This window comes from Luteithermobacter gelatinilyticus, from assembly GCF_005849285.1.
GTDB lineage: Bacteria > Pseudomonadota > Alphaproteobacteria > Sphingomonadales > Emcibacteraceae > Luteithermobacter > Luteithermobacter gelatinilyticus.
In genome coordinates, this window is the sequence record NZ_CP040517.1 from 826737 (window position 1) to 842319 (window position 15583).

Annotated in this window: 13 protein-coding genes; 8 read left to right on the forward strand and 5 right to left on the reverse strand. The window is 54.2% G+C overall.

Annotated elements, in window-relative coordinates:
- The first annotated feature begins 58 nt into the window (after nt 1–58).
- Nucleotides 59–526, forward strand: a complete 468-nt coding sequence (locus FE788_RS03760) for an Lrp/AsnC family transcriptional regulator (RefSeq protein WP_138379384.1) — start codon at nt 59–61, stop codon at nt 524–526.
- 44 nt (nt 527–570) lie between these two features.
- On the opposite strand, the gene FE788_RS03765 is transcribed toward FE788_RS03760, so the two are convergent.
- The 3 genes from FE788_RS03765 to FE788_RS03775 all read right to left on the reverse strand — a co-directional run bounded on the left by FE788_RS03765 (nt 571) and on the right by FE788_RS03775 (nt 5911).
- On the reverse strand, nt 571–1134 hold the full coding sequence (locus FE788_RS03765; protein WP_210414126.1) for a phosphatase PAP2 family protein: 564 nt from the start codon (nt 1132–1134) through the stop codon (nt 571–573).
- 151 nt (nt 1135–1285) lie between these two features.
- Nucleotides 1286–2371 (reverse strand): histidinol-phosphate transaminase, encoded by a 1086-nt coding sequence (hisC, locus tag FE788_RS03770; RefSeq protein ID WP_138379385.1) that lies wholly within the window; start codon nt 2369–2371, stop codon nt 1286–1288.
- 60 nt (nt 2372–2431) lie between these two features.
- Entirely contained in the window at nt 2432–5911 is a 3480-nt protein-coding gene (locus FE788_RS03775; protein WP_210414127.1) for an indolepyruvate ferredoxin oxidoreductase family protein, read from the reverse strand.
- A 142-nt stretch (nt 5912–6053) separates the two neighbouring features.
- On the opposite strand from FE788_RS03775, the gene FE788_RS03780 reads away from it, so the two are divergent.
- Both FE788_RS03780 and FE788_RS03785 read left to right on the forward strand, forming a co-directional pair.
- On the forward strand, nt 6054–6527 hold the full coding sequence (locus FE788_RS03780; RefSeq protein ID WP_138379386.1) for an Lrp/AsnC family transcriptional regulator: 474 nt from the start codon (nt 6054–6056) through the stop codon (nt 6525–6527).
- Between the two features lie 118 nt (nt 6528–6645).
- Nucleotides 6646–7230, forward strand: a complete 585-nt coding sequence (locus FE788_RS03785; protein WP_138379387.1) for a hypothetical protein — start codon at nt 6646–6648, stop codon at nt 7228–7230.
- A 71-nt stretch (nt 7231–7301) separates the two neighbouring features.
- Here the strand turns inward: FE788_RS03785 and FE788_RS03790 are convergent, their stop codons facing one another.
- Nucleotides 7302–8318 carry a zinc ABC transporter substrate-binding protein gene (locus tag FE788_RS03790; RefSeq protein WP_168190253.1) on the reverse strand — a complete coding sequence of 339 codons (1017 nt, stop codon included), beginning with the start codon at nt 8316–8318 and terminating at the stop codon, nt 7302–7304.
- Nucleotides 8319–8442: 124 nt separating this feature from the next.
- Nucleotides 8443–9831, reverse strand: a complete 1389-nt coding sequence (locus FE788_RS03795) for a short-chain fatty acid transporter (RefSeq protein WP_138379389.1) — start codon at nt 9829–9831, stop codon at nt 8443–8445.
- Nucleotides 9832–10073: 242 nt separating this feature from the next.
- Here FE788_RS03795 and FE788_RS03800 point away from each other — a divergent pair, with 242 nt between their 5' ends.
- The 5 genes from FE788_RS03800 (at nt 10074) to recN (ending at nt 15578) form a co-directional block, all read left to right on the forward strand.
- Nucleotides 10074–10592: a PAS domain-containing protein gene (locus FE788_RS03800; protein ID WP_138379390.1), complete on the forward strand. Its 519-nt coding sequence runs from the start codon at nt 10074–10076 to the stop codon at nt 10590–10592.
- 241 nt (nt 10593–10833) lie between these two features.
- Complete coding sequence (locus FE788_RS03805; RefSeq protein ID WP_138379391.1) at nt 10834–11412, forward strand: PAS domain-containing protein; 579 nt, start codon at nt 10834–10836, stop codon at nt 11410–11412.
- 2 nt (nt 11413–11414) lie between these two features.
- Complete coding sequence (locus FE788_RS03810) at nt 11415–12686, forward strand: methyl-accepting chemotaxis protein (protein WP_138379392.1); 1272 nt, start codon at nt 11415–11417, stop codon at nt 12684–12686.
- A 403-nt stretch (nt 12687–13089) separates the two neighbouring features.
- Nucleotides 13090–13890, forward strand: a complete 801-nt coding sequence (locus FE788_RS03815; RefSeq protein WP_138379393.1) for an outer membrane protein assembly factor BamD — start codon at nt 13090–13092, stop codon at nt 13888–13890.
- Between the two features lie 17 nt (nt 13891–13907).
- Nucleotides 13908–15578, forward strand: a complete 1671-nt coding sequence (gene recN, locus FE788_RS03820; RefSeq protein WP_138379394.1) for a DNA repair protein RecN — start codon at nt 13908–13910, stop codon at nt 15576–15578.
- Nucleotides 15579–15583: the final 5 nt, after the last annotated feature.

The following is a 15583-nucleotide window of genomic DNA, read 5'->3' on the forward strand; positions in this document are numbered from 1 at the left end:
AATTAGGAGGTTTTATGATATTTATGGGTTTCTGTTTCAAAAATATGAAGTAAGTGAAATGAATATTGCTCTTGATGCGGCGGATAAAAAAATTCTTGAACTTATTCAGCAGGACGCAACGCTGACCCATCAGGAAATTGCCGACCGGGCGGGTTTGTCGTCCACTTCGGTCTGGCGGCGCATTCGCAATCTGGAAGAAGTGGGTGTGATCCGGGGACGTGTGGCGTTGCTGGATGCCAAAAAGATTGGCATGCAGGTCAACGCTCTGATTAGTGTGCGCCTTACACATCAGGGGCTGGAGACCGGCAAAAAGTTCGAGGAATTTATCGTCGAGCAGCCGGAAGTGATGGAATGTTACGCCGTGGTGGGCAATTATGACTATGCCCTGATCGTGCGAGTCAGCAACGTGGAACGGTTTGAAAAATTCCTGTCCGGGACGCTGCTCAGTCACCCGGCGGTGGCCACATCTACATCCAGTTTCGCGCTCAGGCAAGTCAAATACACTACGGCCGTGGCCCTAGACTGATCCTCAAACGGAGGAGGGAAGATTGATGGGGAAGGCTAAAGCTGTTACCAGCTTGTGCTGAGGCGCAGCCCCATAAAATCCCCACCCGCCTGGGGCGTAAGGGTAATACCTTTATAGGTCGTGGTGAACGCGAAACTGCTGAGCATGCCGATGGCCGCTCCGACCAGGACATCGGCCATATCGTGTTTATCTGCATGAATCCGGCTGTAGCCTACAAAACCTGCGCCCAGGTAGGCGGGTAGAGCATAGTCCCAGCCATAACGTTTGTGGATAAAGGCCGCGCCCATAAAGGCGGTGGAGGTATGGCCGGAGGGAAAGGCTTCGCAACACTCACCATTGGGCCGCCGTTTGTCAATGGCCCCTTTCAGGCCGTGAGTCACAATTTGCGTGACGGCGTATGATTGGATGAATTGAAGGGGGCCCTCGCTGCCGTCTTCATAAAACAAGGTGGCGCCAAGGCCCGCCAGCGGGATGATGGCCCGCAATACATCGCCGGCCTTTTCCACGTCATCTTTGGCCGTGGCGGTGGGGGCACAGAGGGGCAGGCCGATGATCATGCCCAGGATCGCCAGCGTATATGTCCGAAGGCGGGGCTGGAGGCTTTTCATGCGATCCCCTCTCAGTAAAAAGACAATATAGCATGGATTGCCGCGACGACTTAGGAGGAAACGTCATCGCGAGCCCCCGCAATATACTTTGCGGGCGTGGCGATCCAGAACCGGGGAGTGTTATCCGAATCTTCTGACCTGTGCGAGACGTTCAGGTCATAAACTCTGCCAGAGCTTTGAGCAGGGCGTCGTTTTCCGCATCACGGCCAATGGTAATGCGCAGGGATCGCTCAAGCCCGTAATTGGCCACGGGACGCACAATAATACCCCGGCCCCGCAGGAAATTATCCGCAGCTTGCCGCTGTTCAGCATCCCTGAAATGGACCAGCACAAAATTCCCCACACTGGGGGTCACCTCAAGGCCGATTTCCTCAAGGGCTGCGCTCAGGCGGGGCAGCCACTTGTTGTTGTGGATCCGGGTGCGGGCCACATGATCCTGATCCCTAACGGCGGCTTCGGCCGCGGCTTGGGAGATTTTATTGACGTTAAAGGTGGGGCGGATGCGGTGCAATACGGCGAGAATTTCTTCCGGGGCATAGACCCAACCCACCCTAAGCGCGGCCAAACCGTAGATTTTGGAAAAGGTGCGGGTGACCACCGTATTGTCCAACCCGTTGTCTACCAGCTCCAGCCCGGCATTATAATCTTCAGTTTCCGGATATTCCGCATAGGCCGCATCAAGGATCAGCAGAACGTCTTCCCGCAGACCTTGTCGTAGTCTTTTGACTTCCTCGAAAGGCAAATATGTGCCAGTAGGATTATTAGGGTTGGCCAGTACCACGACTTTGGTACGCTCCGTTTGAGCGGCAATCATGGCGTCAATGTCGGCTTTGTAGTTCTGCTCGTCAATCATCACTGCTGTGCCGCCCACGGCCCTGGTCACCAGCGGAGGCACCAGAAAACCGAAGCGGGACAGGATAACCTCGTCACCGTCGCCCACATAAGCGCGGATTAGAAGCTGCAACAATTCCTCCGATCCGTTGCCGCAAAGGATCTGTTCAGAACGTAGGCCATGGACCTCGGCAATGGCTTCTCTGAGCGTGGTACAGGCCGGGTCCGGATACAGCGCCAGATCATCGTTCAGCGCCCGTTCGATGGCGTCCTGTACCTTGGGGCTTGGCCCCAAGGGGCTTTCGTTGGAGGCGAGCTTGATAATGCGGTCCACGCCTTCCACTTTGGATTCACCAGGCTTGTAGGGCACGATATCGAGAATGCCTTTACGGGGGGATATGCTCATCTCTGTTCTCGTCTTGTTATCATTTCTTGTTATCATTCCGGATTATGCGGCCAGGCCGGATTACGCGGCCGCAGAGGTTGTGACCGCTCTGTTGTGAAAGTCGTCCAGAAGCGGGCGAATATTGTCTTCCACGTCGCGAATGGCCTGTTCCTTTACATGGCCGAAGCCACGGATATCTGCCGGATAGGCGGCAAGCTTGACGGCCAGGTCATAATTTTCTGCCGTCAGTTTCTTGAGGATTTCCGTCATTCGGTTTTCATAATCGCGAATCAGGCGGCGTTCCATTTTACGTTCTGCCGTCATACCGAAAATGTCCAATGGGGTACCACGCAGGACGCGCAGCTTTGCCACCAGCTTCAGCAGCGGGAACATCCAGCCGCCGATTTCCATTTTTTTCAAATGGCCTTCATCGTCTTTTTTGGCCAGCAATGGCGGGGCCATATGAAATTTCAGTTTGATGTCCCCTTCAAACTGGGCTTTGAGGCGGTCCATGAACCGCCCGTCAGTATAGAGCCGCGCCACCTCATATTCATCCTTAATGGCCAGCAGCTTGAAATAATTGCGTGCCACGGTCTTGCTCAGCTCTTCGGCCCCCGGTTTAATGGCCTGTTCGGCGGCTTTGACCTGCTCCACAAAAGCGAGATATTTCTGTGCCAAGGCGTCATTCTGATAGTGTTTCAGCTCCTTCGCCCGGTAGTCCAGAATGTCCTCCAGCGTCTCCAGCGGTTTTTCCGTGCCTATCGGGCGAGGCAGGGCCGCGGTGACCAGCGTCATGTCATGGGCGGCGAGCCGGCCCCAAGTGAAACTCTGTTTGTTGCTGTCAATGGCCACACCATTGAGCTCAATGGCCCGGAACAGCGCCTCCTGGCTCAAGGGGATTTGCCCTTTCTGCCAGGCATATCCTAGGAGAAACATATTGGTGGCGATGCTGTCGCCCATCAGCGCCGTCGCCAGATCCGTCGCCTCGATACGATCCAGGGCTTCTTCGCCGACCAAAGTGGTGATGTTGCGTTCGATCAGGTCGCTGTGAATATCCGCGTCCCGGTTCAGGGTGAATTGTGCCGTCTGGGTCTTATGGCTGTTGAGGATGACCCGGGTTTTTCCGGCTTCCAGTGTGCGCAGGGATTCGGGACTGCCGGCGACGACCATGTCACAGCCCAGCAAAAGATCACTGCGGCCGGTGCCGATGCGCACCGCATGCAGCGCGTTTGCTGTTTTCGCAAGGCGCACGTAACTGATGACCGAACCGCCTTTCTGGGCAAAGCCGGTGAAATCCAGAACGCTTGCGGCCTTGCCTTCCAGATGTGCGGCCATGGTGATGATCTGGCCGATGGTGACCACGCCGGTACCACCGATACCGGTGACCATGATGTCGTAGCTCCCGTCCAGGGATCGCACATCCGGCGCCGGAAGCCTGTCCAGAAGGTCCTCTGGAGTCTGGCGATTGCCCTTGCGGACCCCGCCGCCATGTACGGTGACAAAGGACGGGCAAAAACCATCCACGCAGCTGTAATCCTTGTTGCAGCTGGACTGATCTATGGCCCGCTTGCGGCCCAGCTCCGTTTCCAGGGGAATAATGGACACGCAGTTGGAGGCTCGGGAACAATCGCCGCAGCCTTCGCAGACCAGATCATTGATAAAGGCCCGTTTTGGGGGGTCGGGAAAGTCGTTCTTTTTGCGCCGCCGGCGTTTTTCTGCGGCACAGGTTTGGTCATAAATCAGCGCCGTGACCCCCTTTATTTCGCGCAGTTCCTTTTGCAGGCGGATCAATTCGTCCCGGTGATGGACCGTCACCCCCGGGGCAAAGTCGGCCCAGTCGTCATATTTGTCCACTTCATCGGTCACAACGACGATTTTCCTGACCCCTTCATCATGCAGCTGGCGGCTGATCTGGTCCACGGTCAGCGGTCCTTCCAGCGGCTGCCCGCCGGTCATGGCGATGGCGTCGTTATAAAGAATTTTGTAAGTGATATTGACGTTGGCAGCCACCGCCTGACGGATCGCCAGCAGGCCGGAATGATAATAGGTGCCGTCTCCCAGATTCTGGAAGATATGACCTTCATGGGTAAACGGGCTCTGGCCCAGCCAGTTGACACCTTCGCCGCCCATCTGGGTCAGATAGACGGTATTGCGGTTCATCTTGGTGGCCATGAAATGGCACCCGATACCGGCCATGGCGCGACTGCCTTCGGGCACTTTGGTTGAAGTATTGTGTGGGCAGCCGGAACAGAAATAGGGACTGCGAATGTCTTTTTGGTCGAGTGCGCCAATCAGTTTCCGTTTTTGGATCACCCGCTCAAGCACATCGGAAATGTGATCTGCAAAGCCCAGCTCTCTCAGGGCGGGGGCCAGTGCCATCAGGATCTCTTCCGGACAGAGCTCGCCGGTGGAACGGATCAAGGGCTTGCCGTTGCGGTCCTGCTTGCCGATCACCAGGGGACGGCGGTCGGCGGGCATATTATACAGTATGTCACGGATCTGGCTTTCCACAAAGGCGCGTTTTTCTTCCACCACCAGCAGGGTTTCACAACGTTCGGCCAGCGCTTTCACCGGGTCCTGGTTTAACGGCCAGGTCAGGCCCACTTTCAGGATGCTGATTCCCAGCTCCTCGCCCTGGTCGCGGTCCAGGCCGGCCAGTCTCATGGTTTCCATCAGATCCAGATAAGCCTTGCCACAGGTGACTATGCCCAGCCGCGGGCGGGAACTGTCCCAGACCAGATGGTCCAGCGGATTGGCGCGGGCAAACTGGGCCACGGCGTTCAGCTTGTGATCCATCAGCCGGTATTCAATCTGTTGAAACGGATCGGGCCAGCGATAATGCAACATGGCCGGGTCATAGCCTTCGGGCGGTGGTGTCTCAAAACGACGATTGACCTGATCCAGATTTACGGTGCCGGCACTTTCAACGATTTCACTGGTGGCAATAAAGCCGGACCAGCAGCCGGAATACCGGCTGAGCGCAAAGCCATAAAGGCCGAAATCCAGATAATCCTGCAAACCGGAGGGCGCAAGGACGGGCATCATCCAGCTTTGCATGACCTGTTCGCTCTGGTGGTTCATGCTGCTGGAAACGGCGTTGTGATCATCGCCGGCCACCACCAGCACGCCGCCATGGGGGGAGGCGCCAAAGGCATTGCCGTGTTTGAGCGCATCGCCAGCGCGATCCACGCCAGGACCTTTACCATACCAGATGCCGAACACCCCGTCATAATCGGCAAAGCCGGATGTTTCTACCTGTTGGGATCCCAGGACGGCAGTGGCGGCCAACTCTTCGTTAATGCCGGGCTGGAACTTCACATTATGGGCTTCCAGGTGTTTTTGAGCCCGCCAGAGTTCCTTGTCATATCCGCCCAGCGGAGAGCCGCGATAGCCGGAAATAAAGCCCGCCGTGTTCAGCCCGTTCTCCCGGTCCAGTGTCGCCTGCATCAGAGGAATGCGCACCAGCGCCTGGGTGCCGGTGAGGAAAATTTGTCCAGACGTGCGCCGATAGCGGTCGTCCAGTTCGTAATTCTTGTCAAATGTCAAAGTCTGATCAGTCATTTTTGTGAAGCGCCCTGTCGTTTTATCCTATGCATAATAACGCCAAAAACGGGGGAATGTCCTTGCGATTTTTTCTCTGAGAAGGAATAATAGGGGCAGAATATTCTATATTTATAATTATATAAGAAAGGTTCTTTCTGTAATGGTTTTGGATCATATTGATTTCAATATTTTGCGGGAATTGCAGAGTGACGGCAGGTTGTCCAATCAGGAACTCGCCACACGGGTGGGGCTGTCGCCCTCGCCCTGCTGGCGGCGGGTGAAAAGGCTGGAGGAAGAAGGCATCATTAAACAGTATGTGGCGCTTTTAGACCCGGACCGGATCGGCCTGCCAATCATGGCTTATTGTCAGGTCATGCTGGAAAAACACCAACTGGATCAGTCTGATCAGTTTGATCAGATGATCCGGGAGCGTGCCGAGGTGCTGGAATATTATTCTATGAGCGGGGATTATGATTTTCTGCTGAAAGTCATCAGCCGCAGCATCCGTGAATATGAGGAATTCCAGACCCAGTTTCTCATGCGCCTGCCGGTGGTTCGTTCGGTGAGCACCAGTTTTGTCCTGCGTCAGAAAAAACACACGACGCGACTGCCGCTGCGTTTTGTGGAAGAATAGGGAAGGGAATAGACTACACAACCCCAGAAACATTCATCGACTGAAAGTTTAGACAATTCTTTTGAACCTGTTAAACTGGACCCGGTAACCCGGTAATAAGGAAAGGGGGGAGGCCCAGATGCGGTTGCTTGCGCAGCTTGTTCAGTTGACAGTCGGAGGTGTTTTGATCTCTGGGGCGGAGGCACCGGGTATGCTGGCCATTGCCCAAGAGACGGACGTTTTGTCGCAAGAGCAAGCCCGAGAAGATGATCCGGAAAACAAACGCCGGATTTTACGAGTCCTGATCCGGGCCAAATATCCGCCGCTCAGCCGGGAAGAGTTTCTGGGGGGCGTGCAGCATCTTCGCCAGCGTCAATATGGTGAAGAAATTGTGGTGCATTGGGAAGACATCCTGGACCACCGTTTTTACGCCGGATTTTCTCCGGAAATCAATGATGCCATGACCGTTATCGAAACCGAAGATCGGGTTTATTTTGAAGATGCGGGATATAGCTTGCAGAAGCTCACCTTCCGGATGGATTATTTTAACCTGCGGGCAACAGAAAACCACATTTATGCCCAAACCTGGTCTGGCGGCGCGTTGGTGTCCAGGATCAATATGAAAGATTACGGCCAGATCTGGACCCGGTATCAGCTCAAGGAGATCGAAGACCTGAACGAACCGCTCAACCGGCACCTGGTTCGGATGCTGACAAAGTTTTAGTTGGCAAAGTTTTAGTTGGCAAAGTTTTAATCGCAACTATTGATCCGGATCAGGCTTTGCTCTGATCAAAATCAGTCCATTTGTGGATCTATGTCAAACAGGTCGCTGTCCACAGGCTGGCATTGTTGCAGCGTGAGGGAAATTTCCTCAATCAGTTCAAAATACAACTCCGGGCCGGGATCAAGATACAGCCCCAGCGGATCAATCACGTCATATCCTGCCTGAGTATCCCCCATGACCACGGTGGCAATGCGTGGATGCGAACCCGGTGCCCCAAGGACACAGGCAACATTTTTCTCCCGGGCGATTTTTCTGAGCGCCCTTAGATGCTTGACACTGGGCGGGGCATCCGATTTCAATTGAATGGCGCCGACGCTTTTCAGATTAAAGGCCCGTTCAAAATACTGGATCGCGTCATGATAGACAATCAGCGGTTTTTCCCGCATGGGGCGCAGCTGATCGCGGACGCGTTCCTCCAGGTCATAAAGCCGTTTAATCAGCAGTTTGGCATTGCGGATATAGGTCAGGCGATTGTCCGGATCATGCCGGGACAGGGTTTCTTCAATAATGGTGACGATCCGCCGCGCATTGGCCGGATGCAGCCAGATATGCAGGTCCATGGCCTCCTGAGCGGCCTGAGGATTTGTGTGATCCCTGTTCCCCGCCTGATCTGATGCCTGCTCCTCGGAAAACCAGACCTTGCTGGTTCGATAGGGCAGCAGGAGGATGTCTTCCTGCGCGGCAAGGCGTACGGCGTGGAGTTTGTAGTGTTTCTGGCTGACGATGCTGGACAGAAAAGTTTCCAGTTCAGGGTCCACATAAAACAGGATGTCGGCGTTGATGACCTTGCGAATGTCGGAAGATTTCATGCTGAAAATATGCGGATCCAGCGCGCTGTCGAGCAGCAGCGACAGGGTCCCCTGATCCCCCATCACCCCGGCCACCAAGGAATGAATCGGTTTGATGCTGGCGACGACGGAAAGCTGTTTGGCGTGAGCCCCCAAAGGGGCCGCGGCCATCAAAATGGCGACCAGCCCCAAAATAAAAGCCCATTTTTTATATGTGGTGTTTCGGATGAAGGGCAGCATGATTTTCCTGTTTCGGGGTATTTTGTTGTTATAACATAACATATCTGGAGTTTTCGCGAAGTAAAGTCAAGATACAATTAGGACAATTTCGGCCAGGATCATTTCGGCTTGGATCATTTCATCCTTACAGGGCGGCGAAGAACAGCCCTGCGGAAAAGGTGACAAAGGTGACCAGCAGGATAACAAATGTGTATCCCATGATCTGGCGCATATGCAGTCCGGCAATGGCCAGGAGCGGAATGGTCCAGAACGGTTGGATCATGTTGGTCCACTGGTCCCCGTAGGCGATGCCCATGACCACCAGTGGCAAATCCACATTCAGGTTTTTGGCGGCCTCGATGAAAACCGGTCCTTGGATGGCCCATTGTCCGCCGCCGCTGGGCACAAAGAAATTGACCAGCCCGCCGGAAATAAAAGCCCAGAAGGGCAGGCTGTGGGGGGTGGCCAGGCTGGTGAACCAGTCGGACATGATGCTCACCAGTCCGGACTGCGCCATCAACCCCATAATGCCGGCATAAAAGGGATATTGTAGCAGAATGGGGGTAACGGTGCGGCTGGCATTGGTGATCAGGGAAACATAATGCAGGGCCGACCGGGACAGACATAACCCCAGGGCCAGTAGTGACCAGTTGACAATATTGAGATTGAGATCAAGCCCTTTGGTGACAAACCAGTGAATCAGATACACCAACAGTATCCCTCCTGACAGAAGGGGGATCAGCCGGCTGTTATCGAGCCTGGCGGCCGGGCTGGATGCGCTTGGCAGATGGGATGGACTATCGCCCGCTTCTTCTTTCTCCAGCTCTTTTTTATCTAACTTTTCCAAAGCATTGATGGCGGTTTCGGGAATTTCAAGAATGTCCTGGTCCCGTGGGCGCATCAGGGCGCAGGTTAACGCCACCAGGCTCAGGGTGATCAGCGCGGTGGCAATGTTCCACGGGGCAAAGATGGTTTCGCTGACCGGGATGATGCCCCCCATCATATCTTCCAGTTCATTACCTGGGGTTGCCACAAACAGCGGCGCGGAAGCGGAATAGCCCATATGCCAGATCACAAACCCCGAATAGGCGGAGGCCACCAGCAGAGGATAATGCAGACGCAGCCCTTTCTTGCGGCCCTCAAGGGCTACTTGTTGGGCCATAATGGCACCGGACACCAGCCCCAGCGGCCAGGACAGGAGACTGGCGAAACCGGCCACCAGCGTCACCATCAGATAGGCGCCGGGCTGGGTGGCGGGCTGCCGGCCAAGAAATTTCAATGCCTTTTGAATGGGGTCCGTATGGGCCAGGGCATGCGCCGTGATCAGCATGATACAAAGCTGCGCCATAAAAGACAGTAATGAGGCCAACCCGCTGCCCCAGGCTGCCATGGCCTGAACGGGGGCGGTATCGGTAACGGTGAAGGTGATGGCAAATGTCAGGAAGGTCAGCAAAATGGCAAAAACAAAAGGTTCCGGATAATACCGTTCCACAAAAACCACAAACGGCCGCGACATGATCTGGAGCAATTTCATCTTGTCCTCCCTTTGTTATGGTGCGCCCGGCACAGTGCTTCCGGCAGTGAATATGCGCAGTGAATATGCGCTGTGAATATTAGGTAAGCCCGGGGCCTGGGTCCAACGGAAAATTACCGGCCTCGGTTCATAGAAGGCGATAACTTTTTGTTCAGAATTGGGACATAACATGGCCCACAACGTGTTTTTGTCAGAAGACCGGATGAGGACCGGACAAAGCATAAGAAGGTTGAGAGACGAGTATGACAGATCTAAATGAAGTCACTTTTGACGATTCTGAAATCATTGTCAGCAAGACAGACCTGAAAGGAAAAATCACTTATGCCAATCATGTTTTTATGAAGGTCAGTGGTTATTCCGAAACAGAACTCTTGGGTAAGCCGCACAATATCATCCGGCATCCAGACATGCCCCGGGCCGTTTTTAAGCTGTTGTGGGACAGAATACAGCAGAAAAAGGAAGTCTTCGCCTATGTGAAAAATGCCTGTAAGGATGGGCGGTATTATTGGGTTTTTGCCCATGTCACGCCGACCTTGGACCTGCATGGCAATATTATCGGATATCATTCCAGCCGCCGTACTCCCAACCGCAAGGTTTTACCGATCATAGAAGATCTCTATGCCGGCTTGCGGCAAATTGAACAGCAAGCCACCAGCCCCAAAAAAGGCATGGCGGCAGCAGGGGAACATCTGGCCCGTGTGCTGGCGGAAAAAAATATGGGATATGAAGAATTTATTTTTTCTCTGGACGGTGTGGCCTGACAGGGGCATGGACCGTGATATTTTCCTGATCCTCCATAAACGTCTCTCCTGGGCCGGATCATCGGGAAAATCGAAAAATATGGCAACCAGCCCATTTTGGACCAGTGGCGTTAACGTTTTGTTTAGGATGGACCGCTAGGTTTTTTTTAGATTGTGACGAAGTTCTAATATACATCCATAAATTTTATCGCAGACCTGTCTTTATGCTACTTTTTATTTTACGACGCAGAGCAATAAATTGATGAACAAAATTATTCCAACAACTCAAGAGGTTACATTCGGCGAGAATGAGCTTATTGTCAGCAAGACGGACCTTAAAGGCCGGATCACCTACACCAATCATGTTTTTCAGAATGTCAGTGGATTTGAAGAAGCGGAGCTTATGGGGCAACCGCATAATGTGATTCGCCATCCCGATATGCCCCGGTGTATTTTTAAGGTGCTGTGGGAGCGGCTCCAATCCGGCAATGAGGTTTTTGCCTATATCAAGAATATCTGCAAAAGCGGCGCCTATTACTGGGTATTTGCTCATGTCACGCCAAGCTTCGGGTCGGAGGGGACCATTATCGGGTATCATTCCAGTCGCCGCCTTCCTGAACGACGCAAGATCGCCATGGTCGAGCAGTTATATCAATATCTGAAAAAAATAGAAGACGATGCGCCCAATTCAAAAGAGGGAATGGCACTGGCCTATGCCCGACTGCAGGAGCTGCTGGCTGAACAGAATATCAGTTTTGATCATTTTACCTTTGAAATTGAACAGTATTTTCACCGTTTGACATTTGATAAAACTTCCACAGAGTATCGTTTGGTAGGTTGACCATGGCCCTTTTTTCTTTAAAAACCAAAAAAATCGTACCCGAAACCCGTCATAATAAGGAAGACGCCCGTCTGCTTTCTGCCGGGGGCCAGACATCGGCGGAGCAGGAAAAATGTGTAGAATATGAAAAAGCGCTCCAGATGATCCGGGAAACGCTTGAGGCGGTCATGACCGGAGACATGGAGCGCCGGATCATCAATATTGACTCCTATGATGACAATGTGGTCCGCACCTTTAATGCGTTGAATGCCGTGCTGGATATTACAGATGCCTTCATCCGCGAATCCACGGCTATGCTCGAACATGCCTGCGATAAAAAATATTATCGCAGATTTGTAGAACGCGGCATGATGGGAAGTTTTCTGAATGGGGCAAAAACCCTGAACAAAACCCGCCTGCGCATGCAGCAGATGGAGCAGGAGGCCTGGCAGAAAACACTGGATCTGTCCAACAATTTTGAAAACAAAATCTCTTCAGTGGTGTTGGGGTTGTCTTCAGCCACCCAGCAGCTTTCGGACTCCGCCCAAGAAATGAAAAATCTGGCGGATGAAAACTTTACCAAGAGCCAGGAAGTGTCCGGCGCCGCGGAAGTGGCCACGGGTAATGTGAACGCCGTGGCCAGCGCGGTTGAGGAACTGTCCAGCTCCATCAACGAAATCACCAATCAGGTACAGGCGTCCTCCGCGGCTACCAAGGAAGCCGTGTCGGGGTCGATTACGGCCGGGGAAGCGGTTAAGGGACTTGAAAATTCAGCCAACCAGATTGACCGGGTTGTGGAACTGATCCGGACGATTGCAGGTCAGACTAATCTGCTGGCGCTGAACGCCACCATCGAAGCGGCCCGTGCCGGAGAGGCCGGAAAGGGCTTTGCCGTGGTGGCGTCGGAAGTGAAAAATCTGGCCAATGAAACCTCCAACGCGACGGATGATATTGTGGCGCAGGTGGAAAACATCCAGAAGGCGATCAAGCACACCGTCGAGACCATTGAGGACATCAGCGCAAAAATCAATGAAGTGGATAATTATTCCGCCGCTATTTCCGCCACCCTGACCCAGCAGAATGCGGCCACTATGGAAATCTCCCGAAATATCCAGGAAGCGGCCAGTGGAACCACGCTGACGGCGGAAAAAATCACGGATATTAGCGCCTCATCGCGCAGCACCAGCGATATGGCGTCTGAGGTGAGTACGGCTATTGAAAATGTCTCCCATCAGATTGTCACCATGAAACAGGAGGTGGAGGATTTCTTGGCCTTTGTGCGAAACAAGGACTGAGTGTCGATCTGGGGTGATGTGAAAATATCCTCTTTAGAGTGAATTGTGCATAGGTTGGCTCAATTCTGTAAAGCCCCTCCCGCTCGACGGGAAGGGCTTTGTTTTACAGGACAGGGGTTTCCGATCAGGTCAGGGAACAAAGACCCCGGAGGGGGGCGGCGTTTTGCAGATCCGGCAGCTGGTCTGATTATTGGCTTGGCATGGCACTATTCGCGCCGTGAAAGGGTCTCTTGATCAGGAGCCGATCCGGATGTAAAAAATGGATTGGCTCTTTTCTGTTTCGGCATGCTATAGTCCGTGGCGGAATCGGATATAACTGATAATCTAGGGTTTATTTACCGGTTGGACTTTCCCGATTTTTTGGCGGGGAAAAGATCGCCGGTACTGACAAAACGGATCAAGTATGAATTTTCGAAATGGGGTGTTCCCGCGTATCAAAAGTCTTAAACCGGGGGGTCTTCTGGCGGTAGGAACCGCCGTATTGGTCCTTCTTCTGGCAGGTTGTTCCGGCCGGGATACCTTGCAATATAAGGACCGGACGGTAGAGGAAATCTATGACTGGGCCATGGGGTATATGGAAAAGGGACAATACCGCTATGCGGCGGTGGCTTTTGACGAGGTGGAACGCCAGCATCCTTATTCCTCCTGGGCGCGGCGCGCTCAGTTGATGTCGGCTTATGCCTATTATATGGCCAATAAATATGAAGAGGCCATTTTGGCGGCGGAACGGTTTATTTCCCTGCATCCGGGCAACAAGGATGTGGCCTATGCCTATTATCTGGTGGGCATCAGCTATTATGAACAGATTGCTGATGTGCGTCGGGACCAGAAAACCACCGAACAGGCGCTGGCCGCGCTGGCCGAAGTGGTGCGCCGTTTTCCGCAATCCGAATATGCACGCGATGCCCGGCTGAAAATTGACCTGGCCCAGGATCATCTGGCGGGCAAGGAAATGGAAGTTGGTCGGTTTTATCAGAAAACCGGGGAGTTCATGGCCGCCATCAATCGCTATAAAACGGTGGTCGAAAAATATCAGACCACAAGCCATGTCCCCGAGGCCCTGCATCGTATGGTGGAGGTTTATCTCTCCCTCGGCATCATCCCCGAGGCCCAGAAGGCGGCCGCGGTGCTCGGCTATAACTATCCAAAGAGCAAATGGTACGCCCGTAGCTACGACTTAATGCAGCAATACGGGAATAAATAAGGAAAAACGCCACGGCGATGCTTGTCAGCCTGACCATCAGGGATATTGTCCTGATTGACCGTCTTCAAATATCCGTTGAAGGCGGCCTTTCCGTTTTAAGCGGGGAGACCGGGGCGGGAAAATCCATTCTTCTGGACAGTCTGGGGCTGGCCACCGGTGGGCGGGCGGAGCGCAACCTGGTCCGCCATGGGGCCGATCAGGGGGTGGTGATCGCTGAGTTTTCCCTGCCAGGGGACTGCCCGGTGTGGGACGTTCTCAATGCACAGGGTCTTGACTATGAGCCCGGGCAGTTGATCCTGAAACGCAGCCTGTCCCAGGACGGCCGCAGCCGCGCCTTTATCAATGACCAGCCGGTCAGTATCGGGCTTTTGCGTCAGGTGGGCGAATATCTTGTGGAAATTCACGGTCAGCATGATGAACGCGGTTTGCTCAACCCGGCCGGACACCGGCAGTTGCTGGATGAATATGGGCAGCATGATAAAGAGCGCGAGGCGGTGGCGCGGTGCTGGGAAAACTGGACAACCTTAAAGGCGCGGCTGGCCGAAGAAGAGGAAAAACTGGTGGTGGCACGGGCCGATGAGGAGTATATCCGGCATAATCTGGAAGAATTGGATGCCTTGGCGCCGGTTTTAGGGGAAGAAGAGGAATTAGCGGCAGAACGCGCCCGCATGATGCGCGGTGAAAAACTCTCAGGCGGTCTTAATGAGGTCCTCACCGATCTTTTGCAGGAGAGCGGCGCTGATGCCGCGTTGCGTGGCGCCATGCGCCGTCTGGAACGCATGACCGATCAGGCGGCAGGCATGCTGGATTCCGTTGTGGAGGCGTTGGAGCGGGCCTCCATGGAAACCGCCGAGGCAATCAGTGGCCTTGAGCGGATGTTGCAGGACCTGGAATTTGATCCCCAGGAACTGGAGCGGGTAGAAGAAAGATTGTTTGCACTCCGGGCGGCAGCCCGTAAACATCACTGTGCTGTTGATGACTTGCCGGCGCTTAAGGAACAGTTTGCCGAAAGACTCAAGGCCCTGGAATATGGGGATGAGGAAGTGCGTCGCCTCGAACGGGAAGTGGCCGGGGCCCGCAAAGACTTCGAGGCGGCTGTGGCCCGTCTCAGTGAGGCGCGGCACAAGGCCGCGGCCCAGCTTGATGAACTGGTTGGCCGCGAATTGCCGCCTTTGAAACTGGACAAGGCACGGTTCAGAACCACGCTTTCTCCCTTGCCGCCAGAGGAATGGGGACGGGACGGGGGCGAGCGGGTGGAGTTCGAGATTGCCACCAACCCCGGTGCCCCTTATGGCGGCCTGATCAAGATTGCTTCCGGGGGAGAGCTCAGTCGCTTTATTCTGGCGCTTAAGGTGGTGCTGGCCAGTCGCAATACTGTGCCGACCCTGATTTTTGACGAGATTGACCGGGGGGTGGGCGGTGCCGTGGCCGATGCGGTGGGGGAACGTCTGAAGCGCCTGTCCGCTGAAGCCCAGATTCTGGTCATCACCCATTCGCCGCAGGTGGCCGCGCGAGCCGACAGCCACTGGCTGATCCGCAAGGGGGAAATAAACGGCTCCGATAAAGTCTTTACCCGGATTACGGCGCTGGATCGGCAGTCGCGACGGGAGGAAATCGCCCGCATGCTGGCCGGCGCGACCATAACCGACGAGGCGCGTGCCGCCGCAGACAGTCTGATGCAGGGATAAAATAT

Coding starts and splice junctions, on each gene's coding strand:
- FE788_RS03760 (WP_138379384.1), top strand. CDS start 59: ATGAATATTGCTCTTGATGCGGCGGATAAAAAAATTCTTGAACTTATT.
- FE788_RS03765 (WP_210414126.1), bottom strand. CDS start 1,134: ATGAAAAGCCTCCAGCCCCGCCTTCGGACATATACGCTGGCGATCCTG.
- hisC (WP_138379385.1), bottom strand. CDS start 2,371: ATGAGCATATCCCCCCGTAAAGGCATTCTCGATATCGTGCCCTACAAG.
- FE788_RS03775 (WP_210414127.1), bottom strand. CDS start 5,911: ATGACTGATCAGACTTTGACATTTGACAAGAATTACGAACTGGACGAC.
- FE788_RS03780 (WP_138379386.1), top strand. CDS start 6,054: ATGGTTTTGGATCATATTGATTTCAATATTTTGCGGGAATTGCAGAGT.
- FE788_RS03785 (WP_138379387.1), top strand. CDS start 6,646: ATGCGGTTGCTTGCGCAGCTTGTTCAGTTGACAGTCGGAGGTGTTTTG.
- FE788_RS03790 (WP_168190253.1), bottom strand. CDS start 8,318: ATGCTGCCCTTCATCCGAAACACCACATATAAAAAATGGGCTTTTATT.
- FE788_RS03795 (WP_138379389.1), bottom strand. CDS start 9,831: ATGAAATTGCTCCAGATCATGTCGCGGCCGTTTGTGGTTTTTGTGGAA.
- FE788_RS03800 (WP_138379390.1), top strand. CDS start 10,074: ATGACAGATCTAAATGAAGTCACTTTTGACGATTCTGAAATCATTGTC.
- FE788_RS03805 (WP_138379391.1), top strand. CDS start 10,834: ATGAACAAAATTATTCCAACAACTCAAGAGGTTACATTCGGCGAGAAT.
- FE788_RS03810 (WP_138379392.1), top strand. CDS start 11,415: ATGGCCCTTTTTTCTTTAAAAACCAAAAAAATCGTACCCGAAACCCGT.
- FE788_RS03815 (WP_138379393.1), top strand. CDS start 13,090: ATGAATTTTCGAAATGGGGTGTTCCCGCGTATCAAAAGTCTTAAACCG.
- recN (WP_138379394.1), top strand. CDS start 13,908: ATGCTTGTCAGCCTGACCATCAGGGATATTGTCCTGATTGACCGTCTT.